At 71.7% G+C, this 22585-nt stretch carries 22 protein-coding genes; 6 read left to right on the forward strand and 16 right to left on the reverse strand.

Translation table 11 applies throughout. The features are described 5' to 3' along the window. Positions 1–50 precede the first annotated feature (50 nt). A complete protein-coding gene (locus G5T42_RS00165; RefSeq protein WP_206535676.1) occupies positions 51–470 on the forward strand; it encodes a DUF1844 domain-containing protein in 420 nt (139 codons plus the stop codon). Here the strand turns inward: G5T42_RS00165 and G5T42_RS00170 are convergent. The 7 genes from G5T42_RS00170 to G5T42_RS00200 all read right to left on the reverse strand — a co-directional run bounded on the left by G5T42_RS00170 (position 463) and on the right by G5T42_RS00200 (position 6366). Continuing rightward, positions 463–1917, reverse strand: coding sequence for a pyridoxal-dependent decarboxylase (locus G5T42_RS00170; protein WP_206535677.1), 1455 nt, complete (start codon positions 1915–1917; stop codon positions 463–465). The genes G5T42_RS00165 and G5T42_RS00170 overlap by 8 nt on opposite strands. A gap of 91 nt (positions 1918–2008) precedes the next feature. Further along, complete coding sequence (locus G5T42_RS00175; RefSeq protein WP_165123844.1) at positions 2009–2833, reverse strand: SseB family protein; 825 nt, start codon at positions 2831–2833, stop codon at positions 2009–2011. After that, positions 2817–3563: a bifunctional 1-(5-phosphoribosyl)-5-((5-phosphoribosylamino)methylideneamino)imidazole-4-carboxamide isomerase/phosphoribosylanthranilate isomerase PriA gene (priA, locus tag G5T42_RS00180; protein WP_165123847.1), complete on the reverse strand. Its 747-nt coding sequence runs from the start codon at positions 3561–3563 to the stop codon at positions 2817–2819. Before priA ends, G5T42_RS00175 begins: the two co-directional genes overlap by 17 nt. Before the next feature lie 54 nt (positions 3564–3617). After that, complete coding sequence (hisH, locus tag G5T42_RS00185) at positions 3618–4268, reverse strand: imidazole glycerol phosphate synthase subunit HisH (protein ID WP_165123850.1); 651 nt, start codon at positions 4266–4268, stop codon at positions 3618–3620. Further along, positions 4265–4867, reverse strand: a complete 603-nt coding sequence (gene hisB, locus G5T42_RS00190; protein ID WP_165123853.1) for an imidazoleglycerol-phosphate dehydratase HisB — start codon at positions 4865–4867, stop codon at positions 4265–4267. Before hisB ends, hisH begins: the two co-directional genes overlap by 4 nt. Continuing rightward, positions 4864–5949 (reverse strand): histidinol-phosphate transaminase, encoded by a 1086-nt coding sequence (locus tag G5T42_RS00195; protein WP_241245892.1) that lies wholly within the window; start codon positions 5947–5949, stop codon positions 4864–4866. The genes hisB and G5T42_RS00195 overlap by 4 nt, the downstream gene beginning before the upstream one ends. Positions 5950–5988: 39 nt before the next feature. Next, complete coding sequence (locus G5T42_RS00200; RefSeq protein WP_165123859.1) at positions 5989–6366, reverse strand: LysM peptidoglycan-binding domain-containing protein; 378 nt, start codon at positions 6364–6366, stop codon at positions 5989–5991. A 257-nt stretch (positions 6367–6623) separates the two neighbouring features. Between G5T42_RS00200 and lexA the strand changes: the two genes are divergently transcribed. Continuing rightward, on the forward strand, positions 6624–7304 hold the full coding sequence (gene lexA / locus G5T42_RS00205; RefSeq protein WP_165123862.1) for a transcriptional repressor LexA: 681 nt from the start codon (positions 6624–6626) through the stop codon (positions 7302–7304). A 176-nt stretch (positions 7305–7480) separates the two neighbouring features. Further along, positions 7481–9070: a hypothetical protein gene (locus G5T42_RS00210; RefSeq protein WP_165123865.1), complete on the forward strand. Its 1590-nt coding sequence runs from the start codon at positions 7481–7483 to the stop codon at positions 9068–9070. Here G5T42_RS00210 and metE read toward each other — a convergent pair. Further along, complete coding sequence (metE, locus tag G5T42_RS00215; RefSeq protein WP_165123868.1) at positions 9060–11396, reverse strand: 5-methyltetrahydropteroyltriglutamate--homocysteine S-methyltransferase; 2337 nt, start codon at positions 11394–11396, stop codon at positions 9060–9062. The genes G5T42_RS00210 and metE overlap by 11 nt on opposite strands. Then, positions 11393–12355 (reverse strand): methylenetetrahydrofolate reductase, encoded by a 963-nt coding sequence (locus G5T42_RS00220; protein WP_165123871.1) that lies wholly within the window; start codon positions 12353–12355, stop codon positions 11393–11395. The genes metE and G5T42_RS00220 overlap by 4 nt, the downstream gene beginning before the upstream one ends. A 255-nt stretch (positions 12356–12610) precedes the next feature. On the opposite strand from G5T42_RS00220, the gene G5T42_RS00225 reads away from it, so the two are divergent. Continuing rightward, positions 12611–14521, forward strand: coding sequence for a prolyl oligopeptidase family serine peptidase (locus G5T42_RS00225; protein WP_165123874.1), 1911 nt, complete (start codon positions 12611–12613; stop codon positions 14519–14521). 16 nt (positions 14522–14537) lie between these two features. Here G5T42_RS00225 and hflX read toward each other — a convergent pair whose 3' ends face one another. Next, a complete protein-coding gene (gene hflX / locus G5T42_RS00230) occupies positions 14538–16055 on the reverse strand; it encodes a GTPase HflX (RefSeq protein ID WP_165123877.1) in 1518 nt (505 codons plus the stop codon). A 221-nt stretch (positions 16056–16276) separates the two neighbouring features. Here hflX and G5T42_RS00235 point away from each other — a divergent pair, with 221 nt between their 5' ends. Next, entirely contained in the window at positions 16277–16918 is a 642-nt protein-coding gene (locus tag G5T42_RS00235) for a methyltransferase (protein ID WP_165123880.1), read from the forward strand. Between the two features lie 11 nt (positions 16919–16929). Here the strand turns inward: G5T42_RS00235 and dapF are convergent, their stop codons facing one another. Continuing rightward, positions 16930–17802, reverse strand: coding sequence for a diaminopimelate epimerase (gene dapF, locus G5T42_RS00240; protein ID WP_165123883.1), 873 nt, complete (start codon positions 17800–17802; stop codon positions 16930–16932). 103 nt (positions 17803–17905) lie between these two features. Continuing rightward, positions 17906–18286 carry a nuclear transport factor 2 family protein gene (locus tag G5T42_RS00245; protein ID WP_165123886.1) on the reverse strand — a complete coding sequence of 127 codons (381 nt, stop codon included), beginning with the start codon at positions 18284–18286 and terminating at the stop codon, positions 17906–17908. Positions 18287–18314: 28 nt separating this feature from the next. Between G5T42_RS00245 and G5T42_RS00250 the strand changes: the two genes are divergently transcribed. After that, on the forward strand, positions 18315–18788 hold the full coding sequence (locus G5T42_RS00250) for a MarR family transcriptional regulator (RefSeq protein WP_165123890.1): 474 nt from the start codon (positions 18315–18317) through the stop codon (positions 18786–18788). Between the two features lie 13 nt (positions 18789–18801). Here G5T42_RS00250 and G5T42_RS00255 read toward each other — a convergent pair whose 3' ends face one another. From G5T42_RS00255 to G5T42_RS00270, 4 genes are all read right to left on the reverse strand, one after another. Continuing rightward, positions 18802–19242 (reverse strand): GNAT family acetyltransferase, encoded by a 441-nt coding sequence (locus tag G5T42_RS00255; RefSeq protein ID WP_165123893.1) that lies wholly within the window; start codon positions 19240–19242, stop codon positions 18802–18804. Then, complete coding sequence (miaA, locus tag G5T42_RS00260) at positions 19239–20159, reverse strand: tRNA (adenosine(37)-N6)-dimethylallyltransferase MiaA (protein WP_165123896.1); 921 nt, start codon at positions 20157–20159, stop codon at positions 19239–19241. The genes G5T42_RS00255 and miaA overlap by 4 nt, the downstream gene beginning before the upstream one ends. Positions 20160–20163: 4 nt before the next feature. After that, complete coding sequence (miaB, locus tag G5T42_RS00265; protein ID WP_165123899.1) at positions 20164–21729, reverse strand: tRNA (N6-isopentenyl adenosine(37)-C2)-methylthiotransferase MiaB; 1566 nt, start codon at positions 21727–21729, stop codon at positions 20164–20166. Between the two features lie 85 nt (positions 21730–21814). Continuing rightward, positions 21815–22546: a regulatory protein RecX gene (locus tag G5T42_RS00270; protein WP_241245893.1), complete on the reverse strand. Its 732-nt coding sequence runs from the start codon at positions 22544–22546 to the stop codon at positions 21815–21817. Between the last annotated feature and the right edge of the window lie 39 nt (positions 22547–22585).

Consider the following 22585-nt stretch of genomic DNA (forward strand, 5'->3'; position numbering starts at 1 on the left):
TCCGGAGCAGAGCGCTCCGGAGCCCGCCATAGTCTAGCAGAGAGAGTGGCGTGGAGACGATTCAGGGCGACCAGGGCGATCAGGGCTTCGCGGGAGACGACACGGATGCCGAGCGCCTCTCCCGCTGGGAGGACCAGGAGCGGGCCGCGGCATCCGCTACCCGCGACATCGCCGACGTCCCCGCCGTCGAGGTCATCACGACCACTGCCGTGCACCTCATGAGCGCGGCGGCCGTCAAGGTCGGCCTCGCCGACGACCCTGCCAGCCAGACAGATCTCGACGAGGCGCGCAAGCTGATCAACGCCCTCGCCGGCCTCATCACCGCGGGCGCACCCGAGATCAGCGACATGCACGCCCGGTCGCTCCGCGACGGCCTGAGGTCGCTTCAGCTCGCGTTCCGCGAGGCCTCGGTCATCCCCGACCCGATCGGCAAGGGCCCTGGCGAGAAGTGGACCGGCCCGGTCACCTGATCCCGACCGCCGCCGCGCCACGCGAGACGGCGTCGACTGTGCGGCGCACGGCCTCGGCATCCGTCCCGCGGTTGCTCACGGCGAAGCGCACGACCGTGCGGTCCTGCCACCGCGAGGACGAGGCCCATACGGTGCCTTCGGCGCGCAGCCACTCCCCCAGCGCGGCGGTCTGTTCGTCGGTGGGCGCCGCGAGGCACACCTGCGTGAAGACGACCTCGTTGATGACGCTGAGCCCCGGGATTCCCCGGAAGCCGTCGGCCAGGGCGGTCGCGGCATCCGCGAGTCCTTCGACGAGGCCGGCGACGCCGGACCGCCCGAGCGAGCGGAGCGCGGCCCACACCGGCACCCCCCGCGCCCGGCGCGACAGCTCGGGCACCCGGTCGTAGGGATCGGGGATGCTCGCGACCTCGGGGAGGTACGCGGCATGCGCGCCGAGCGCCGCCGCCATCGCGGCCTCGTCGCGCACGATCGCCACTCCGCAGTCGTAGGGGACGTTGAGCGTCTTGTGCGCGTCGGTGGCCCACGAGTCGGCATGTTCGAGCCCCGCCGTCAGATGGCGGAGCCGAGGGGATGCCGCGGCCCAGAGCCCGAAGGCGCCGTCGACGTGGACCCACGCGCCGGCGAGATGCGCGACGTCGATCGCTGCGGCGAAGTCGTCGAAGGCACCCGAGTGCACGTCACCTGCTTGCAGCGCCACGATCGCCGGCCCGTCGTCTTCGTGGAGCGCCCGCTCGAGTCCTGCGACGTCGATGCGGCCCTGGTCGTCGGCGCCGACCGTGACGGGACCTCCGAGCCCCGACATCCGTCCGCCCAGCACGACCGAGGTGTGCACCGCGCCGCCGGCGAAGAAGCGCACCGGCGGCGCGTGCTGGAGCCCGAGGGTGGGGTCGACGCCCCGCTCGCGGATGACGGCGTCCCGCGCGGTCAGGAGGCACGCGAGGTTGGCGCTCGTGGCACCGGTCGCGAAGCCGACGCCGCTGCCCGGCGGCAGCCCCAGCAGGTCGACCAGCCAGCGGGCAGCGGTCTCTTCAACGGCGGCCGTCGCCGGAGTCGGCTGCCGGGACCCGGTGTTCTGATCCCACGCCGAGACGAGCCAGTCCGCGGCGAGCGCCGCGGGGTACGCACCACCGATGACGAAACCGTAGAAGCGCGACGATCCCATCGCCATGAGACCGGGCTCGGTCGCCTCCGCGAGCTCTTCGACGACGGATGCCGCGTCCTCCCCCTCGTCGGGCAGGTCCTGGCGGAGGCGGCCCAGGATGCCGTCGACATCGAGCTCGGGCCGGATGGGACGCTCCTCGACGGACGCGAGCCACTCCATCGCGCGCCGGTGTGCGAGATGCAGCGGCCGGCGATACTCGGCCGCCGCCGACTCGGAGTCGCGAGCCTCGGCGTCATGCCGAGCCCAGACGTGCGTCGTGTTGTGCTCCCGCGTGTCGTCGCTCATCCGTGCGCCTCCCCGGCCCCGTCGCCGAGCCGATCATCCGCCCTCGCGCCGGAGAGTCGCAAGGGGCCGGTGGGAAAGGAGCGGCAACCGGTCAGCCGCGGACGAGCTTGACCGTGAGCGAATCGACGAGGACGGCGATGCGGTCGTCGGCTGCCCAGCGCTTCGCGAGTCGGGAGAGCACGGCGTCGAGCTCCGCCTGGTCGAGGCCGGGCATGAGCTCGAGGCGGACGATGAGCTCCGGGCCGCGCAGGCGGCCCGACGGGTCGCCCGCGGCCACCGACAGGTCGAGGACGGCGAGCTCGCCGCCGATGCTCTCCTGGAGGCCGGCGAAGACCTCGGGCGATCGGTGGCTGGGCTCCCACGGGGTGCCTTGCGCGATGGCCCAGAGCGCCGGACGGCGGAGCACGAACTCGGTCGGCGACGTCGGGTCGATGACGATGAGGTCGGTGTCGTCGTCCGCCGCCGCGAGAGCCGTGCGGACGCCGTCCGCCGGCACGGGGCGGGCCGCGGCATCCCATCTGGCGAGCGCGTCGACGGACGTGAACACCGGCAGCACCCGACGACCGTCGGGTGCTGCGACGGTGACGATGGAGAGCTCCTGCGTCTTGTCGACCGCGAGGCCGTGGGCGCCGACCCCTTCGTCGCCCTTCTCGGCGACGAGGGGGATCAGGAGGCGCGCGGTGCGGTAGGCCTCGACGACCGCGACAGGGTCGCCGGTGCCCTCGTGGAAGGCGAGGAGCGCCGCGAGCAGGCGTGGGTCGGCCGAGCCGTCGTCACCCGAATGAGGGTTGGACTGGAAGCTCCGGCCCTCCCACGGCACACCGGCCGAGTCGGCACCGTGATGCCCGTGATCGCCGTGGTCACCCCGATCGCCGCGGTGGCCCTGGCCGTCGAGGGGGTCAGTCTCCGGCGACATCCAGCGCCTCGGCGAGGGTGAACGCGCCCGAGTACAGGGCCTTGCCCACGATCGCGCCTTCGACGCCGAGAGGGACGAGGTCGCGGAGCGCCGCGATGTCGTCGAGGCTCGAGATACCGCCCGACGCGACGACCGGCTTGGGCGTGCGGTTCGTGACCTCGCGGAGCAGCTCGACGTTGGGGCCGCGGAGCGTCCCGTCCTTCGTGACATCGGTCACGACATAACGGCTGCACCCGGCCGCCTCGAGACGGTCGAGCACCGTCCAGAGGTCGCCGCCCTCGCGGGTCCAGCCGCGCGCGGCGAGCGTCGTGCCGCGGACATCGAGACCGACCGCGATGACGTCGCCGTAGCGGCCGATGACATCGGCGGCCCATTCGGGGTTCTCGAGGGCGGCCGTCCCGAGGTTGATCCGGGCTGCGCCGGAGTCCAGCGCGGCCTCGAGGCTCGCGTCATCCCGGATCCCGCCGGAGAGCTCGACCTGCACGCCCTTGACCTGCTTGATGACCTTGCGCAGGATCGGCGCGTTCGTTCCGCGGCCGAACGCGGCGTCGAGGTCGACGAGGTGGATCCACCGCGCGCCCTGCTTGGCCCACTCGACGGCGGCGTCGACGGGATCGCCGTAGTTCGTCTCGGAGCCCGCCTCGCCCTGCGTCAGGCGGACGGCCTTGCCGTCGGCGACGTCGACGGCGGGCAGCAGGATCAGTTCGGGCCGGGAGGCGAAATCGTTCATGAATCCTCAGTGCGTGATCGTGGTCGCAGGGTCGGCCCCGCGGTAGGCACGAGTTCAGAGGTTAGCGGCGCCCAGGCCGTCGATCCAATTGGACAGCAGCCGGATGCCCGCCCGCCCCGACTTCTCGGGGTGGAACTGCGTCGCCGAGAGGGGCCCGTTCTCGACAGCGGCGAGGAACGGCGTCGCCCCGTAGGAGCACCACGTGAGGCTCGGCGAGGGGAACGGCGGGATCACGTCGAGCGTCCACTTCTGCGCGCCGAAGGAGTGCACGAAGTAGAAGCGCTCGTCCTCGATGCCGCGGAAGAGCCTGCTGCCCTCGCCGACGTCCACCGTGTTCCAGCCCATGTGCGGAAGCACGGGCGCGTCGAGCTCGGTGACGGTGCCGGGCCACTCCCCCATGCCCTCGGTGTCGACCCCGCGTTCGACGCCGCGCTCGAAGAGCACCTGCATGCCGACGCAGATGCCGAGGACCGGACGGCCGCCGGCGAGGCGCCGGCCGATCAGCTCGTGGCCCCGGCTCGCGCGCAGCGCGTCCATGACCGCACGGAAGGCCCCCACTCCGGGCACGACGAGGCCGTCGGCTTCGAGGATCAGCGCGCGATCGGACGTCAGGCGGGCGTCGGCGCCGGCCGCATCGAGCGCCTTGACGGCGGAGTGCACGTTGCCCGAACCGTAGTCCAGCACCGCGACGACGGGTCGCGTCACAGGGCGCCCTTCGTGCTCGGGATGCCTTCGACCAGCGGATCGAGCGACTTGGCCTGACGGAAGGCACGGGCGAAGGCCTTGTACTCGGCCTCGGCGATGTGGTGCGGGTCGCGGCCGGCGAGCACGCGCACGTGGACCGTGAGCCCCGCGTTGAACGTGATGGCCTCGAAGGTGTGGCGGACGAGCGATCCGGTGAAGTGGCCGCCGATCAGGTGGTGCTCGAAGCCCGCCGGCTCGCCCGAGTGGACGAGGTAGGGGCGGCCCGAGATGTCGACGACCGCCTGCGCGAGGGCCTCGTCGAGCGGGACGAGGGCGTCGCCGTAGCGCGAGATCCCGGCCTTGTCGCCGAGCGCCTCACGGATCGCCTGGCCGAGCACGATGGCGACGTCTTCGGCCGTGTGGTGGGCGTCGATGTCGGTGTCACCCGACGCGCGGACCGTGAGGTCGGTGAGCGAGTGCTTCGCGAACGCCGTCAGCATGTGGTCGAAGAATGGCACCGTCGTGTCGATGTGGCTGCGCCCCGTGCCGTCGAGATCGAGGTCGAGCTCGACGCTGGACTCGCTCGTCGCCCGTCGGAGCGACGCGGTGCGTGCGGTCATGCGTTCGAGTCTATCGAGGCCAGTGCGTCGAGGAATGCGGTCGTCTCGGCCTCGGTGCCGGCGGTGACCCGCAGGTGGTGCGGGATGCCGACGTCGCGGATGAGGATGCCGCGGTCGTACAGCTCCTGCCACGTCCGCGCCGGGTCGTCCACGCCGCCGAAGAGGACGAAGTTGGTCCAGGACTCGTGCGGCTCGTAGCCGAGGGCGTCGAGCGTCGCCGACATCCGGTCGCGCTGCGCCACGATCTCGTCGACCATCCGCAGCATGACCGGCGCGTGCCGGAGCGCGGCCGTCGCGGCCGCCTGCGTGAGGGCGCTGAGGTGATACGGCAGCCGCACGAGCCGGAGCGCGTCGATGAAGGACGGATCCGCGGCGAGGTACCCCACGCGGGCGCCCGCGAAGGCGAAGGCCTTGCTCATGGTCCGCGAGACGACGAGGCGCTCCCGCCCCGGGAGGAGTGTCAGGGCGGAGCGCTCATCGCGGGGCGCGAACTCGAAGTACGCCTCATCGACGATGACGACGCCGTCGGTCGCTTCGTAGACGGCCTCGATCACGTCGAGCCCCATCGGGGTGCCGGTCGGGTTGTTGGGCGCGCACAGGAACACGACGTCCGGCGAGGCATCTGCGACCTGGGATGCCGCGCTCTCGGCGTCGACGACGAAGTCGTGTCCACGGTCACCGGCTATCCACGTCGCGCCGGTCGCGCGTGTCAGGAGCGGGTACATGGAATAGGTGGGGGCGAACCCGAAGGCCGTGCGGCCGGGACCGGCGAAGGCCTGGAGCACGTGCTGCAGCACCTCGTTGGAGCCGTTGGCCGCCCAGATCTGCTCGCGCGTGAGCCCATGACCGAGGTAGTCGGCGAAGCCGTCGCGCAGATCGGTGAACTCGCGGTCGGGGTACCGGTTGACGTCGCGAAGGGCGTGGGCGACGGCATCCAGGATGTCGTCCGCCACCTCCTGGGGAACGGGATGCGTGTTCTCGTTGACGTTGAGCGCCACCGGAAGGGGTGCCTGGGGCGCTCCGTAGGGCGTCAGGCCGCGCAGGTCGTCGCGGAGGGGAAGCTGGTCGAGACTGCTGCTCACCCCTCCCATCGTAGGCGGCAGGCGAGCGTCGGACCGGGCTCAGGAGCCGGCGGAGTACTCCGCCGGGATGGCCAGGCGCTGACCGGACGACACCGCCACGCCGTCGAGCGCGTTGAGGCGGACGATCGCGTCGACGACGTCGCGCGGGTCTGCCCCCGGCGCGACCTCCTGGGCGATCGACCACAGCGAGTCGCCCGCTGTGACGGTGACCGTCTCGAAGGTGCCCGCCGGGGCGCCGCCCTCTCGGGCGGCGAGGGCCGACGAACCGCCGAGGAAGACCGCGACAGCGAGGGCGACGAGCGCCGGCAGCGCGGCCAGGAGGGCGAGGACGCGGCGACCTCGCACCGTGAGGCGCAGGCGCGTCGGCGCGGCGCCGGGTGCCGTCAGAGCGGGGCTCGTGATGCTGATCGCGGTCATTGTGTCCTCCTGGGAGAAGAGATTCGCATCCGCCACTCGGCCGGGAGCGGCGGGATGCGAATCTGCGTTCCGAAGTTATCTTCGATAGAATCCGATGTCAAGAAGGTCTCGGCGGCTCCAACCATCGAACGCGACACGCGGGCTGGCTGCTCGCGAACGCGTCATCGACCGGATACGGTTTCGACAGAAACACCCCACCACGGGCCTCCGACATTCGAAGACCGCTGCCCTCCCCGGCGCGAGACAGGAGCTGCGAGATGAGCGATGCGAGCGGCCGCGACAGGCCTCAGACCCGGCGACGGAAGAGCCTGAGCGACAAGCAGCTGGCGATCCTCGAGGTCATCCAGCGCTCGATCGCCCGGCACGGCTACCCGCCGAGCATGCGCGAGATCGGCGACGCCGTGGGGCTCAAGTCGCTCTCGAGCGTCACACACCAGCTCAACCAGCTGGAGCTGAGCGGCTACCTTCGTCGCGACGCGGGCAAGACGCGCGCGATGGAGGTGCTGATCGACCTCCCGGGCGCCGCCGCCGAGAACCCCGCCGACACCGCGCCCGCCGTGGGCGACGCCGCCCTCGTGCCGCTCGTCGGCCGCATTGCGGCCGGCGTGCCGATCACGGCGGACCAGCAGATCGAGGAGATCTTCCCGCTCCCCCGCCAGCTCGTCGGCAAGGGCGACCTCTTCATGCTCAAGATCGTCGGGGAGTCGATGATCGACGCCGCGATCTGCCACGGCGACTGGGTCGTCGTGCGCTCGCAGGCGACCGCCGACAACGGCGACATCGTCGCGGCCATGCTCGACGGCGAGGCGACCGTGAAGGCGTTCCGCCAGCGGGACGGCCACACCTGGCTGCTCCCCCGCAACTCGGCGTTCGAGCCGATCCTCGGCGACGAGGCCGTCGTCCTCGGCAAGGTCGTGGCGGTCCTGCGCGCCGTCTGAGCCGCTTCCGTCCCGGCCCAGTCGCCCGGACGCGCCGTCTGCGGCGATCGTGGGCCTTCGGTCCACCCTCGCCCGCTGAGGGCGAGGAGAGCCGCGCTGCCGTGGTCAATGCACGCACCGCACGGGCACAATGGCGGCAAGGCGGCGGGGGTCCGTCTCGATGAGAGGTGCGGAAGATGGCCACATCCGAGATCGACGACCTGCGCGCGGAGGTGGAGCGGCTGCGCTCCGAGAACGACTCGCTTCGCACGACTCCCGTCGACCCGCTCCCTCCGGCCACGGCGTCCGCGCCGCCCGCGCGGAGGCCCGGTCGCTGGCGCGCCTTCGTCTCCGCGCTCCTCATCGTGATCGCCACGATCCTCGTCCCCGTCTCGATCGTCACTGCGTGGGCGCGAGCAGAGCTCGTCGACGAGGAGCAGTTCGTCAACACCCTCGCTCCGCTCGCCGACGACCCGGCCGTGCAGAACATGCTCATCGACGAGACGATGGATGCCGTCAACGCGCAGGTGGACTTCACCCAGCTGACATCCGACGTCTTCGACGGCATCGCGCAGCTCGGCCTGCCGCCGCGCGCCGAGCAGGCGCTGCAGACATTGCAGGCGCCCGCGGCGCAGGGCCTCGAGAACCTCGTCAACACGGCGGTGACCCGCGTCGTGCAGTCGGACCAGTTCGCCGACGTGTGGGCGACCGCGACCCGCGCCGCGCACCGCGCACTGACAGCGGCCGCGACATCGGACGGCGGAGGCATCGTCGTCATGACGGATGACGGCGTCGGCATCCAGCTCGGCGCCATCGTCGAGCGCGTCAAGGAGAACCTGGTCGACCGGGGCATCGGCGTCGCGCAGATCATCCCCGCCGTCGACAAGGTCGTCATCATCGGCACGGGCGACACGCTCGTCGCGATCCGCACGACCTACGCCCTCGCGTCGACGCTCGGCTGGTGGCTGCCGGTCATCACGCTGGCGCTCTTCGCCCTCGGCATCCTCATCGCGCGCAAGCGCAGCGTCGCGGTCGTCGGCACGGGCATCGGCTTCGCGGTGGGCGGTGGCGCGCTCGCACTCGCCTTCGCCATCGGCTACCCCGTCATCGGCCAGACCGCCGTGCAGCTCGATCTGTCGGTCGCCGCCCTCGACGTCATCTACGGCGACATGATCGGCTCGATGCAGCAGACCGCTGTCATCGTCGCCCTCCTGGGCGTGTTCATCGCGGTGCTCGGGTGGGTGATGGGCGGCTCGACGCCCGCCGTCCGCTCGCGCCAGTTCGTGGGCGGCCTGAACTCCTCGGCGCGCCGTTCCTTCGCCGGCATGGGCCTGAACACCGGCGCGTTCGGCCTCTGGCTCGCGCGCTACCGCGTTCCCGTCCGCGTCGTGATCGCCGTTCTCGCCGTGATCTGGCTCTACGCCCTGCGACCGCTGTCGGCCGGTGACGTCTTCCTGGTGCTCATCGTCGCCTTCGCCGTCGCCTGGATCCTCGAGCTCCTGCAGAAGCGCCCCGACGAGCTCGCCGCCCCGACGATCGACGAGACCCTGGCCGACGCCGAGGCCGCCGCGGCGGACGCGGAAGCAGCCGCCGCCGATGCCGAGGCATCCGCCGCCGCCCTTCAGGCGTGGAGCGACGCCGGGTCCGCCGACGGCGTCTCGGACGAGGAGCTCGTCGCGCAGACCGCCGGCACGTCGACACTGCCGGGAACGGCGTCGGCCCCACCCTCCGAAGGGGGCGGGGCCGAGGCATCGGTGACCGCGAAGAAGCCGCGCCCTACACGGTGACTTCGATCCCCTCGCGCACGAGGCGCGTCGCCTCCACGACGTTCTGGAGCGAGGCGACGGTCTCGGGGTAGGCGCGCGTCTTGAGGCCGCAGTCCGGGTTCACCCACACCTGGCGCAACGGCAGCTCGTCGACGGCGCGGCGCAGGAGGTCGGCGACCTCGCTCACCGACGGCACGCGCGGGGAGTGGATGTCGTAGACCCCGGGCCCGACGCCGTGCGAGAAGCCCGACTCTGCGATGTCGGTGATGACCTCGCCCCGGCTGCGCGCCGCCTCGATCGACGTGACGTCCGCGTCGAGGGCCGCGATGGCATCGATGACGACGGCGAACTCCGAGTAGCAGAGGTGCGTGTGCACCTGCGTCGCCGTCGCCGCGCCCGCGGTCGCCAGGCGGAACGAGCCCACCGACCAGTCGAGGTAGGCGGGCTGGTCAGCTGCCTTGAGCGGCAGCAGCTCGCGCAGCGCCGGCTCATCCACCTGCACGATGCCGATGCCCGCCGCCTCGAGGTCGGCGATCTCGTCGCGCAGCGCCAGGGCGACCTGGTCGGCCGTCTCGGCGAGCGGCTGATCGTCGCGCACGAAGGACCACGCGAGGATCGTCACCGGACCCGTGAGCATGCCCTTGACCGGGCGCTCGGTGAGCGACTGGGCGAACTCAGCCCAGCGCACCGTGATGGGCGCCGGCCGCGAGACGTCACCCCACAGGATCGACGGACGCGTCGCCCGCGAGCCGTACGACTGCACCCAGCCGTTGCGGGTCACCGCGAAGCCGTCGAGGTTCTCGGCGAAGTACTGCACCATGTCGTTGCGCTCGGCCTCGCCGTGCACGAGGACGTCGAGGCCCAGCTCCTCCTGAAGCCCGATGACGGCCGTGATCTCGAGCCGCAGGAGCTGCTCGTACTCCGCCGTCGTGATCTCGCCGCGGTCGTGCTGTCCGCGCAGGCGTCGGATGTCGGCCGTCTGCGGGAACGAGCCGATCGTCGTCGTCGGCAGCACGGGGAGTCCGAGCGCCGCCTCCTGGGCCGCGAGACGGGCGTCGTAGTCTGCGCGGTCGCGGGCATCGGCGGTGAGCGTCGCCGCGCGGGTGCGCACCGCGCCGTCGCGAACTCCCGGGGCGCTCTGCCGATCGGCGAGGGCGACGGATGCCTCGGCCAGCTGCCGGGCGATGGCACCGTGCCCCTCGACGAGACCCCGGGCGAGCGTCACGACCTGAGCGACCTTCTGATCGGCGAAGGCGAGCCACGAGACGAGGCGAGGCTCGAGGTCGGGCTCGTCGGCGACATCGTGCGGAACGTGCTGCAGCGACGTCGACGTTCCTGCCGCGACGGCCTGCGCGCCGAGCGCGGAGAGGTCTTCGAGCTTCTGCCACGCGGACTCCTGGTCGCCGCGCCACACGTTGCGGCCGTCGACCACGCCGCCGACGAGCACCTTGTCGGACAGCCCCTCCACCGGAGACGGCACGCTGCCGCGCGTGAGGTCGACGGAGAGCGCCTCGATCGGGGCAGCGGCGAGCGCCGCCCACGCCGCAATGGAGAGCTGCGCATAGGGCGCCGCGACGAGGATCTCGGGGCGGTCCGCGCCGCCGCCCAGGACGGCGTAGGCGCGGGCAGCGGCCTCGGCGAGCTCGTCCGCCGACACGGGCAGGCTCTCGCTCACGAGCGCGGGCTCATCGAGCTGCACCCACTCGGCACCGGCGGCGCGGAGCGACGCGAGCAGCTCGACGTAGACCGGCAGGAGCTCCGCGAGACGGTCAAGCGGTCGGAAGCCGTCGGGTGCGGCATCCGTCGCCTTCGCCAGAGCGAGGAGGGTCACCGGGCCGACGACGACGGGACGCGTCACGAAGCCTTCGGCGCGCGCTTCGGCGACCTGCCGCGCGAAGCGGTCGGTCGAGAGCGCGAACGTCGTCTCGGGACCGATCTCGGGAACGAGATAGTGGTAGTTCGTGTCGAACCACTTCGTGAGCTCGAGGGGGGCCAGCTCGCCCGCGCCGCGGGCGGCGGTGAAGTATGCCGCGAGCCCGACGGTGCCGTCGGCCTCGCGCAGGTGGGCGAACCGCTCGGGGAGGGCCCCCACGGCTGCCGCGGCATCCAGCACCTGGTCGTAGAAGGAGAACGACTCGGGGATCGACGAGTCGTCGCGGCCGAGGCCGAGCGCGGCCAGACGCTCGCGCGTCGCGCGGCGCAGCTCGGCCGCCGTCGCCTCGAGCGCGGCTTCGTCGACGGTGCCGGCCCAGTGCGCCTCGACGGCGCGCTTGAGCTCGCGGCGCCGGCCGATGCGGGGGTACCCCAGGATCGTGCCCGCCGGGAAGGCGGAAGTGGTGTCGGTCATCGTGCGGCCTCCAGTTCGGATGGGTGGTGCGAGAGGATGCCGGCCGCGCGGAGGACCGCGAGGACGGCGTCGTGGGAGTTGAACGCGTAGAGATGGACGCCGGGTGCTCCCCCGGAGATCACGTCACGGGCGAGACGCGCGGCGTGCTCGATGCCGACGGCTCGGCGTCCTTCGGGTGTCGGCTCGACCTCGAGCGCGACGGCGAGCTCCCCCGGCAGCTCCTCGCCCGTCAGCTCGAGCACGCGGCGCAGGCGGACGGGCGAGACGATCGGCATGATGCCGGGGAGGATCGGGAGGCCGACGCCCGCCTGGCGGGCGCGCTCGACGAAGCAGAGATAGTCGTCGGCGTGGAAGAACACCTGCGAGATGGCGAACGTGGCCCCCGCCGCCTGCTTCGCCAGCAGCGCGTCGATGTGCTCGCGCGGATGCCGCGACCGGGGATGCCCGTTGGGGAATGCCGCGACCGCGATGTCGACCCGTCGCCGTCGCTCGACCCGGACGGCCCCCGGCACCCCCGGGATCGAGGCCTCTGTGTACGGGGACCGCTCGGCCTGCACCCGGTCGATGAGCTGCACGAGCTGCGCCGCGCTCTCGAGGTCGCCGAGGAAGATGTCGTCCTCTGAGACGCCGGCCGGTGGGTCGCCGCGCAGCGCGAGGAAGCTCGTGATGTCGGCGTCGAGGAACTCCCGGATGAGCCGCGCCGCTCCCTCGTAGGTGTTGCCGACGCACGTGAGGTGGGCGAGAGCCTCAACGCCGGTCGCCCGGACGTGTCGGAGGATGTCGAGCGAGCGTCCGCCCGTGGAGCCGCCGGCGCCGTAGGTGACCGAGATGAATCGAGGACCGGCCTCCGCAAGCGCGCGGATCGTCTCGAGCAGCTCGGCCGCCGCCGCGTCGGAGCGGGGCGGGTAGAGCTCGAACGAGAACGGCACCGTGTCGGTGATGCTCGAGTCAGCAGGCATGGCGTGCAATCGGATGAGGGACGGATCTGGCCGGTCGGCCGCGGCGCCGTGCACGCCCTGCGGGGGCACGGTGTCATCGCGGGCGGGTGCCGGGCTCGGCTGTCGCTCCACGCCCCGGTGTTGTCCGGGGCGATGATGCGACCACGGTAGAGGAGGCACGGGCGGCGGAACCACCTGTGTGACCGACTGTTTCGAGGTCCATAACGCCGAAGGCATATCTCGATAGGGATCGCCGCGCGGCGTACGGTGGGGGTCATGAAGCCCGAGATTCCCTACGGATCGTGGTCGTCTCCCATCACCGCGGCGGCGGTCTCGGCGGCTTCGCCCCGCATCGAGGGAGCGCGCTTCGTCGGCGATGAGATCTGGTGGGGCGAGAGCGTCCCGGAGGACGGCGGACGCACGACCGTGCGCCGGCGACGCGCCGACGGCTACGTCGAGGACGTGCTTCCCGCGCCGTGGAACGCGCGCTCGCGCGTGCACGAGTACGGCGGCGGTTCCTGGGCGGCGTCGGACGAGGGACGCCTCTTCTTCGTCGAGAAGAGCGACCAGCGCGTGTGGGCGGCGTGGCCCGGGGAACCACCGGTGCCGCTCACCGGCGTGGAGCCGGGCGTGCGGTTCGGGGGGCTGACCTTCCAGGAGGGCGTGCTGCTCGGCATCCGCGAGGTGCACGGCGAGAGGCGCATGCCGAAGCGCGATGTCGTGTCGATCGCGACGACAGGCCTGTGGCGCGTCGTCGACATGGCGGCCGACAGTGATTTCGTCGCCCAGCCCGCGCTCTCTCCGGGCGGCCGCCATCTTGCGTGGATCGCGTGGAACCACCCCGACATGCCGTGGGACCGCACAGAACTCCGGGTGGGGCGCCTCGAGGCGGGAATCGTCGTCGAGTGGACGGCCGTGACGAGCGGCGCCACCTCCAGCCTCCAGCCGGCGTGGGTGGACTCCGACGAGTTGCTCTATCTGGACGACCAGACGGGGCGGTGGAACATCTGGCGGCTCCGCCTCGACGCCGATCTCGATCACGAGGACGTCGCCCCCGCCGACGCCGACACCGGCGGGCCGCTCTGGGTGCTCGGATCGCGCTGGTACGCGCCCCTCGACGACGGCCGCATCGTCGCGGTCCGCACGAACGGGTCGGACGACGTCGTCCTCATCGATCCGCGATCGGGCGTCTCGGAGTCGCTCAGCGTGGAGGCGACGGCGAACGTCGTGATCGAGGACGCCGCCGGCCCGCGCGTGCTGCTGTCCGGTTCGGGCGCCGCGTCACCGCCGGGGATCTGGCTCGTCGACGTCGAGACCCGCGTCTCCGAGCGCATCGCAGGTTCGGAATCCCCCTGGGGGACCGAGTGGATGCCGCGACCCCGCGCCGTGACGTACGACGGCCCGCACGGACCCGTCCACGCCTTCGACTTCCCGCCGACGAACCCCGACGCCGCGGCGCCAGAGGGCGCGCTTCCGCCCTACGTCGTGCTGGTGCACGGCGGGCCGACATCGCACGTGGCGGGCGCGGCATCCGGCAAGATCGCGTACTTGACGAGCCGGGGCATCGGCGTGCTGGACGTCAACTACGGCGGCTCGTCGGGCTACGGCCGGGACTACCGGGAGCGCCTGCGCGGCCAGTGGGGCGTCGTCGACGTCGACGATGTGGCGGCCGCCGCCGCAGGACTGGCCGCGGAAGGGCGCGCAGATCCGGCCCGCATCGCGATCGAGGGCGGGTCGGCCGGCGGCTGGACCGTCCTGGCGGCGCTCGTCGGCACCGACGCCTTCTCGGCCGGCATCTCGCGCTACGGCGTCGGCGATGCCCGCGCTCTCGCGGAGGACACGCATGACTTCGAGGCGCACTACCTCGACGGGCTCATCGGACCGCTGCCCCGGGCCGAGGAGACCTACGTGCAGCGGTCGCCGTTGAGCCGGCCGGACCGGTTCCGGGTGCCGCTGCTCCTCCTCCAGGGCGCCGACGACGAGGTCGTTCCGCCGTCGCAGTCCGAGGCGATCCGCGATGCCCTCTCACAGCACGGCGTGCCCCACGCGTACGTGCTGTACGAAGGCGAGGGGCACGGGTTCCGCCGGGCGGAGACGGTCGTCGACGTGCTCGAGAAGTCCTACGCCTTCCTGGGCGCGGTCTACGGATTCGAGACGCCCGGCGTGCCGCCGATCGAGCTCGCGTAGCCGGCGGGCGCCGACGTCACTTGCTGAAGGGCGCGAGCTCCGCCGCGAGGCGCGGCGAAACGTACGCGTGCAGCGCCGTCCCCTCGGCCTCGTGCGACTGGGCAACGATGTGACCGGTCTCGTGCGCGGCTGAGACGAGGTCTCCGCGGTCGTAGGGCACGAGCGCGCGCACCTCGACCTCGGGAAGCGGCAGCGCCGCCTCGATCGCAGCGCGCAGCTCGTCGACGCCCTCACCGGTGCGGGACGAGACGAACAGCGCCTGCGGCTCCAGGCCGCGCAGCAGCATCCGCTCGTCCTCGGTCAGGAGGTCGGCCTTGTTGAAGACCACGAGCTCGCGCGTGTCGCGCGCACCCACATCGCCGATGACGTCGCGCACCGTCTTGAGCTGTGCGGCCGGGTCGGGGTGCGACCCGTCGACCACGTGCAGGATGACGTCGGCGTCGCCGACCTCTTCGAGCGTCGAGCGGAACGCCTCCACGAGCTGGTGCGGGAGGTTCCGCACGAAGCCGACCGTGTCGGTCAGGGTGTACGTGCGTCCGTCGGCCGTCTCGGAGCGACGGACCGTGGCATCCAGCGTCGCGAAGAGCGCGTTCTCGACGAGCACTCCCGCCCGCGTGAGGCGGTTGAGGAGCGAGGACTTGCCTGCGTTCGTATAGCCCGCGATCGCGACCGACGGGATCGTGTTGCGCTTGCGCTCGGCCCGCTTGGCGTCGCGCGCCGGCGCGAAGTCGCGGATCTGCTTGCGAAGCTGCGCCATCCGGGTGCGGATGCGGCGGCGATCCAGCTCGATCTTCGTCTCACCGGGACCGCGGGAGCCCATGCCGGCGCCGCCGGCGCCGACCTGTCCACCTGCCTGCCGGCTCATCGAGTCGCCCCAGCCGCGGAGGCGCGGGAGGAGGTACTCGAGCTGGGCGAGCTCCACCTGCGCCTTGCCCTCGCGGCTCTTGGCGTGCTGGCTGAAGATGTCGAGGATGACGGTCGTCCGGTCGATGACCTTGACCTTCACGACGTCCTCGAGCGCACGCCGCTGGCTGGGTGCGAGCTCGGTGTCGGCGATGACCGTGTCCGCTCCGACCGACGCGACGATGTCGCGCAGCTCTTCCGCCTTGCCTCGTCCGACGTAGGTGGCCGGATCGGGGTGGGGACGCCGCTGCAGCACGCCGTCGAGCACGACCGCGCCGGCCGTCTCGGCGAGGGCCGACAGCTCGCGCAGCGAGTTCTCGGCATCCTCCGTCTCGCCCTGGGCGTGCACCCCGACGAGCACGACGTTCTCGAGTCGCAACTGGCGGTACTCGACCTCGGTGACGTCTTCGAGCTCGGTCGAGAGTCCGGGGACGCGTCGAAGCGCCGCGCGCTCCTCTCGATCCCACTGCTCGCCGTCGGTGTCGCCGCGGGCGATCGTCGTCTCATCCTGAAGCGCCTGGGCGCCGCTGAAGACCCGCACGCCCGAGCGCGCGTCGGCGCGCGCCAGCACGCGATCCACCGGGTCCACCGGCGTCTCGTCCGTGCTCTGGGGTGTCGTGGTGTCTGTCATGTGTTCCTTCCGGGATTCCCCGACTCAGGTTCGGGCTCCGCGTGATCCGTGATGTGCCCGCCCGCGCCCCGATCGGGCGCATCATCCTGGCCGAGGGATCCGTAAACTCTACGCGCTATCACGTCCCAGGGAGCCTCCTGGGACGACGCTCCGCCGCTCGTCAGCGGGCTCCGCCGCGGCCCCCTCCCGCGCGGGGGACGACCTCCGCTACGCTCGACGCCATGACGGGGGACCACTACTTCAGCGCGTCGCCCGCCAGTCCCGAGAACCTCCGACGCATCCGGGTCCGCCTTGCCGGCCGCGACGTCGAGATGACGACCGCGGGCGGCGTCTTCAGCCCCGACCACGTCGACTCGGGCACCGGCGTGCTCCTGGCCAACACTCCCCCGCCTCCGCCCGGCGGGAACCTGCTCGACCTCGGCTGCGGCTGGGGACCGATCGCGCTGACGCTCGCACTCGACTCGCCGCACGCGACGGTGTGGGCCGTCGACGTCAACGAGCGGGCACTCGACCTTGTCCGGCGCAATGCGGACTCCCTCGGCGTCACCAATGTCAACGCCGTCCTGCCCGAGGATGTTCCCGACGACGTGATCTTCCGCACCATCCGCTCCAACCCGCCGATCCGCGTCGGCAAGAACGAGCTGCACGGCCTGCTCGAGCGCTGGATCCCGCGGCTCGACGAGCGGTCGGACGCGTGGCTCGTCGTGCAGCGCAACCTCGGCTCCGACTCGCTGCAGCGGTGGCTGTCGGCGACGTTCGAGGACGGCTACAGCGTCCATCGCGCCGCGACGGGACGCGGCTTCCGCGTCATCAAGGTGCGCCGCCACGGCACGCCTCCGACGGGGCCCGTGCCCCTGCCCTGACCCGGGAGCGCTCAGGCCAGCGACACCTCGCCCGAGAACACCAGCGTCGCGGGGCCGGAGAGGAAGACGTGTCGCTCATGGTCTACCTGCGCGACGCGGACTCCCAGGCGCCCGCCCGGAACATCGACGATCCATCGGTCCGGCGCGGCCGAGCCGGCCCAGTGCCGCACGGCGAGCGCTGACGCGGCGACGCCCGTTCCGCAGCTGAGGGTCTCGCCGACCCCGCGCTCGAACACCCGCATGCGGATCGCTCCCACGCCGTCGCGCACGAGCGGATCGTCGGGCACGACGAACTCGATGTTCGCGCCGCGGGCCGGCTCGGGCTGCAGCTGCGGCCTCACCGACAGGTCGAGAACGTCGAGCTCCCCGGGCACCGAGAGCGCCACGACGACGTGGGGGTTGCCGACGTCGATGCCGAGCCCCGGACGGGGCACGGAAAGGCCCTTCGCGCGCACGAGGGTCTCAGCATCCTCGATCCGGAACTGGCCCAGATCGACCTCGAAGCCCAGTTCGCTGCGGGTGAGCGGAAGGGGTCCGTTGCGCGTGCCGATGAGGATCTCGGCGCCTTCGTCGAGCGTTGCGAGTCCCGCCTCGAGCAGGTACCTCACGTAGACGCGGATGCCGTTGCCGCACATCTCGGCCTTGGACCCGTCGGCGTTGCGGTAGTCCATGAACCACTCGGCTCCGGATGCCGCGGCATCCGCCCCCTCGTCGATCGCCGTCGTGCGCACGACCCGCAGCACGCCGTCGCCGCCGATCCCGAACCGCCGGTCGCAGAGCGCGGCGATCTGGTCGTCGGAGAGATCGAGTTCGCCATCGGGGTCGGGCACGATGACGAAGTCATTGCCCGTCCCGTGGCCCTTGGTGAACGGGACGAGCGGCATCCCTCGATTCTACGGACGCTGCGGGCGAGACCGGCGCGCGGGATCGGCCGAGGCCGGTTCCGGGCATGCCCACCGGCGCACGCGCAGGGCGCGCCGTCGCGCCTCAGAGCGCGAAGGGCTCGTAGCAGTCGTACGTCTCGTGCGCCGCGATGCGTCCACCCCGCACCGTGAGGAACCCGCCCATGTGGGCGACGATCTCGGTGTCGCCGACCCTTCCCCGCCAGGTCGATCGCACCGCGGCCCGCTCGCCATCCACAAGGACCTCGTGGATCTCGATGGACTGAGCCGACAGACGGCTCTTACCCGCCCGGAACCCGTCGACCGTCTCGTCGACCGACCGCACGTGACCCTCGGGCGAGATGGGATTCGGGAGCTCGGTGAACACCGCGTCCAGCGCGATGACCTCTCGGAGGTCCTCTGCCGTCGATGTCAGGTCGGCCACGATCGCGAAGTATCGCCGGACGACTTCTTCAGTGGTTGCCATGGCGCCGATGATACACAACTATGGTTGTGTGATTGCACTCCGCCCGACTCTTGTCGACCTCGTCTCGCTCGCCGGCGGAGCCTCCGACGCCGTCATTGCGAAAGCGCTCGACGACGCCGGCTTCCCGGGGCTGCGCGTGCGGCACGGCTATGTCTTCCAGCGCCTGCTCGTGGCGCCCACGACCATCACCGACCTCGCTCGCAGCCTCGGGGTGACCCAACAGGCGATGTCGAAGACGATCGCCGAGCTGACGTCGCTCGGCTATGTCGAGGCATCCGTCGACTCGTCCGACGCGCGACGCCGAACTCTCGCGCTCTCCGAGCGCGGACGCGAGGCGATCGAGGCGGCCCGCACGTCTCGCGCACGCCTCGAGAAGGCCGTGCGGACGGCCGTCGGGGACGATCGGCTGGCCGCCGCGCACCAAACCCTCGAAGCCCTGCTCGCGGAGCTCGGCATCGGCGAGCAGATCCGGAGCCGCTCTGTGCCCGACCCGTCCGGGTGAGCGAGGGCCCTGTTCAGGATGCCGCGGCGGGGCCGTCCGGGATGAGTCGCTTGCCGGTGGTCCACGTGTCGAACGGTTCGTAGCCCAGCGCGTCGTAGAACCCCCGGGCGGCCTCGTTCCCGGGACGGACCATGAGCTGCACCTTGGGGCAGCCCATCGCAAGAAGGCGCTGCTCGGCCTCTGCGACGAGGAGGCGGGCGATGCCCTCCCCGCGTCGTTCGGGCGCCGATGCCAGGTAGTACAGCCATCCGCGATGCCCGTCGTAGCCCGCCATGACCGTGCCGACGACGGCCTGGCCGTCCGCGGCCACGAGGAAGAGCTCGGGCTGTACGCGGAGCTTGCGCTCGATGTCGAGGTGCGGATCGTTCCACGGCCGGGTGAGCCCGGCGGCGTGCCACAGCCTCACGACTTCGTCCGTCTCGCCGATGTCGAACGGCCGTACCTCGATCGTCATGACAGCTCCCTCACGAGATCGGATGCCGCGTGCCCCGCGTCCACCCAGTGCACATCCTCGTAGCGCCGGAACCACGACACCTGGCGTCGCGCGTAGCGGCGCGTCAGCTGCTGCGTCTGCGCGATCGCCTCGGCCCGGCTGATCTCGCCGTGAAGCTCGGCCAGCGCCTGCGCATACCCGATGGCGCGCCGGGCCGTCACGCCGCGCTCGAGACCGCGGTCGCGCAGCGTGGCCACCTCGTCGAGCAATCCGTCGCGCCACATGCCCTCGACCCGCTGGTCGAGGCGGGCAACCAGCTCCTCGCGCGGCACGGCGACTCCCACGATGCGCGTCTCCGGATGCCACAGCACGGGTTCGTCGGGGAGCGCCGCACCGTGGGTGGCGGAGCCCGTCGCGAGGACCTCGAGCGCCCGGACGATGCGCCGGCCGTTGCGCGGATCCATGCGCTCGGCCGTCGCAGGGTCGAGCTGCTGCAGGCGCGCATAGAGGACGCCGGGCCCCTGCTCGTCGAGCTCCGCTTCGAGCGTCTCGCGGAGCGCCGGGTCCCGCGGCGGGAAGCGGAAGTCGAAGAGCACGCCCGAGACGTAGAGTCCGGAGCCTCCGACGAGCACAGCGTCGGCTCCGCGCGCATGAATGTCGGCGATGGCGGTGCGCGCGGCATCCTGATACCAGGCGACGGCCGCGTCATCGGTCACCTCGAGCACATCGAAGAGGTGATGACGGATGCCTCGCCGCTCGCTCTGGGGCAGCTTGGCCGTGCCGATGTCCATGCCGCGATACAGCTGCATCGCGTCGGCGTTGACGATCTCGGCGGGCCGACCACGGCGCTGCAGCGCCTCGGCCAGGTCGAGCGACAGCGCCGTCTTGCCGGTGCCGGTCGCACCGACGAGGGCCCAGAGGGCGGGCGCCCGCGTCACCGGATCAGACGCCGACGCGGAGCGTGGGCAGCCCGAGCGACACCGACCGCTTCGCGCCCGCCGAGCTCGTCGAACCGTCCACGGGAGCGGATGGGACGGCGCACGACTCGGCCAGCGACCGGTCCCATGCGTCGCCTGCACGGGTGCGACGGATGCGGAGGGGCTGTCCGTCGGGTGCGTCGGCGAGCAGGTGGAACGGGGCGGCGTGCGTCACGGTGACGTTCACGACGTCGCCGGGCCGCGGAATCGCCGATCCGGCCGGCACCTCGAAGTGGACGAGCCGGTTGTCTTCGGCGCGACCCGTCAGACGGTGGGTCTCGGCATCCTTCTTGCCCTCTCCGGTCGACACGAGCACCTGCACCTCGCGACCGAGCTGCGTGTGGTTCTCTTCCAGCGAGATGCGGTCCTGCAGCGCGATCAGACGGTTGTAGCGCTCCTGGACGACGGCCTTCGGGACCTGCCCCTCCATCGTCGCGGCGGGGGTGCCCTCCCGGATCGAGTACTGGAAGGTGAAGGCGCTCGAGAAGCGGGATGCCTCGACCACGCGCATCGTCTCTTCGAAGTCCTCGTCGGTCTCGCCCGGGAAGCCCACGATGATGTCGGTCGTGATCGCGGCATCGGGCATCTTCTCGCGGACGCGGTCGAGGATGCCGAGGAACCGCTCACTGCGATACGACCGGCGCATCGCGCGCAGGATGCGGTCGCTGCCGGACTGCAGCGGCATGTGGAGCTGCGGCATGACGGCGGGTGTCTCGGCCATCGCGTCGATGACGTCATCGGTGAAGGCGGCCGGGTGCGGGCTCGTGAACCGGATCCGCTCCAGTCCCTCGATCTCGCCCGCGGCCCGCAGAAGCTTGCCGAACGCCTGCCGGTCACCGAACTCGACGCCGTACGAGTTGACGTTCTGCCCGAGGAGCGTGACCTCGATGGCTCCGTCGTCGACGAGCAGGCGGATCTCGTTCAGGATGTCGCCGGGCCGGCGGTCCTTCTCCTTGCCGCGGAGGCTCGGCACGATGCAGAACGTGCAGGTGTTGTTGCAGCCGACGGAGATCGACACCCAGCCGCTGTGGACGGCGTCGCGCTTCGTGGGGAGCGTCGACGGGAACACCTCGAGCGACTCCAGGATCTCGAGCTCGGCCTCGCCGTTGTGCCGGGCGCGTTCGAGGAGGCTCGGCAGCGAGCCCATGTTGTGCGTGCCGAAGACCACGTCGACCCACGGCGCCTTCTCGAGGACCGCCTGCTTGTCCATCTGGGCGAGGCAGCCGCCGACGGCGATCTGCATGCCGTCGTGATGGTCCTTGCGGGACTTCAGGTGACCGAGGGTCCCGTACAGCTTGCCGGCGGCGTTGTCGCGGACCGCGCACGTGTTGATGACGACGACATCAGCCTCTTCACCGAGCTCGGCGCGCACGTAGCCGGCGCTCTCGAGCGAGCCCGACAGGCGCTCGGAGTCGTGGACGTTCATCTGACAGCCGAAGGTTCGCACCTCGTACGTGCGCAGCCGACCGTCGGCGGTCGTCGCGGCGGGCGAGGGCGCGATGAGCGTCGGCGCGGAGGAAGGGGAAGACATGATCTGCATATTCTACGAGCCGCCGCATGCGGGCGTTCTGAGGACGGATGCCGCAACCACCCGCGTGTCAACGCCCGCCTCGCGGTCAGTGGAAGCGCACCCCTGTCGAACCCCCGGGTGACTCGTCGAGGGCCATGCGCGCGGCCGTCACCGCCAGCGACCCGCCGTACCCCCGCCGCGCCAGCTGGCCTGACAGGCGGCGGAGAGCCGTATCGCGATCGAGACTCCGCATGGAGCGGGCCCTCGACCGCGCGAACTCGAGCGCCCGCTCCAGATCGTCGTCGGGCAGAGCTCCCAGTGCGGCATCGGCCACATCGCGGGGTATGCCCCGCTTGGCGAGAGTCTGCGCGATCGCCTGACGCCCCTGTCCCTTCCGGTCGGCTCCGGCGTGGACGAGCTGCTCAGCGAGCGCGGTGTCGTCGAGGTAGCCGTACTCCTCGAGCGATGCGAGCACGCCTTCTGCGGCGGCGGTGTCGAGCTGATACTCGCGCAGCAAGGCGCGCGCCTCTGCGAACGACAGCGACCGGGTGCGCAGCTTCTTGAGCAGCGCCTTCTCGGCGAGCTCAGCGGCGGGGGTCGCCGGATCGTCGTCCGCGCGCACCTGGCGATCTGACACCCAGGTGGGATGCCAATCGGTTCCCTCGGGATCCGCTGCGGGCGCGTCGCCTGCATCGCCGGGGTCGTCCTGGCGCACCTCGCGCAGTCGACCGAGAGCCGCGAGCGCGGTGTCAGAGGCGTCCGCGCCCGGCATCCGATCGAACTCGTCGAGCGGGTCGACCGGCCGCACCGGCGCCGGGCCGCCGAACAGCGGGATCACGGGGGCGAGCCCGGAGTCCCGCGAACCGGGCTCTCGGGG

It is taken from the genome of Microbacterium sp. 4R-513 (assembly GCF_011046485.1).
Lineage (GTDB): Bacteria > Actinomycetota > Actinomycetes > Actinomycetales > Microbacteriaceae > Microbacterium.

Bases quoted from the DNA above. Each gene is read 5' to 3' on its own strand.
- G5T42_RS00170 (WP_206535677.1), bottom strand. From the start codon at position 1,917: ATGAGCGACGACACGCGGGAGCACAACACGACGCACGTCTGGGCTCGG.
- G5T42_RS00175 (WP_165123844.1), bottom strand. From the start codon at position 2,833: ATGTCGCCGGAGACTGACCCCCTCGACGGCCAGGGCCACCGCGGCGAT.
- priA (WP_165123847.1), bottom strand. From the start codon at position 3,563: ATGAACGATTTCGCCTCCCGGCCCGAACTGATCCTGCTGCCCGCCGTC.
- hisB (WP_165123853.1), bottom strand. From the start codon at position 4,867: ATGACCGCACGCACCGCGTCGCTCCGACGGGCGACGAGCGAGTCCAGC.
- G5T42_RS00200 (WP_165123859.1), bottom strand. From the start codon at position 6,366: ATGACCGCGATCAGCATCACGAGCCCCGCTCTGACGGCACCCGGCGCC.
- lexA (WP_165123862.1), top strand. From the start codon at position 6,624: ATGAGCGATGCGAGCGGCCGCGACAGGCCTCAGACCCGGCGACGGAAG.
- G5T42_RS00210 (WP_165123865.1), top strand. From the start codon at position 7,481: ATGGCCACATCCGAGATCGACGACCTGCGCGCGGAGGTGGAGCGGCTG.
- metE (WP_165123868.1), bottom strand. From the start codon at position 11,396: ATGACCGACACCACTTCCGCCTTCCCGGCGGGCACGATCCTGGGGTAC.
- G5T42_RS00220 (WP_165123871.1), bottom strand. From the start codon at position 12,355: ATGCCTGCTGACTCGAGCATCACCGACACGGTGCCGTTCTCGTTCGAG.
- G5T42_RS00225 (WP_165123874.1), top strand. From the start codon at position 12,611: ATGAAGCCCGAGATTCCCTACGGATCGTGGTCGTCTCCCATCACCGCG.
- hflX (WP_165123877.1), bottom strand. From the start codon at position 16,055: ATGACAGACACCACGACACCCCAGAGCACGGACGAGACGCCGGTGGAC.
- G5T42_RS00235 (WP_165123880.1), top strand. From the start codon at position 16,277: ATGACGGGGGACCACTACTTCAGCGCGTCGCCCGCCAGTCCCGAGAAC.
- dapF (WP_165123883.1), bottom strand. From the start codon at position 17,802: ATGCCGCTCGTCCCGTTCACCAAGGGCCACGGGACGGGCAATGACTTC.
- G5T42_RS00245 (WP_165123886.1), bottom strand. From the start codon at position 18,286: ATGGCAACCACTGAAGAAGTCGTCCGGCGATACTTCGCGATCGTGGCC.
- G5T42_RS00255 (WP_165123893.1), bottom strand. From the start codon at position 19,242: ATGACGATCGAGGTACGGCCGTTCGACATCGGCGAGACGGACGAAGTC.
- miaB (WP_165123899.1), bottom strand. From the start codon at position 21,729: ATGTCTTCCCCTTCCTCCGCGCCGACGCTCATCGCGCCCTCGCCCGCC.